This is a genomic window from Tamlana crocina (genome assembly GCF_012037625.1).
This window is the reverse complement of the sequence record NZ_JAAVJS010000820.1, coordinates 1-289: the sequence shown is the minus strand read 5'-3', so window position 1 is coordinate 289 and position 289 is coordinate 1. Positions and strand designations below refer to the sequence as shown.

Genomic DNA, 289 nt, shown 5'->3' with positions numbered 1-289 from the left:
CGCGGACCCAGAACCAGGGAGTATCTATTGAAGCTGGGCTATGATTGTCCTGAAGTGTACGGAGATCCCGCCATCCTGCTGCTAGATTATTACCACCCGTCCATTTCAAAGAAATATAAGCTGGGCATTGTGCCGCACTATCATGATTATGAAAATGCGCTGAAGATCTTTGGCGGCAGGGAGGAAGTAAAGGTGGTGGACCTGCTTACAATGAATGTGGAGGCGACGACCACGGAGATCCTGGAGTGTGAGCGCATTCTTTCCACCTCATTACACGGATTAATAGTAG

1 protein-coding gene is annotated in these 289 nt (G+C 49.1%); it reads left to right on the top strand.

Going from position 1 to position 289, the window contains the following annotated elements:
- Nucleotides 1-27: 27 nt before the first annotated feature.
- On the top strand, nt 28-289 hold a 262-nt coding region (locus HC176_RS19130), incomplete at its 3' end, for a polysaccharide pyruvyl transferase family protein (RefSeq protein WP_245234973.1).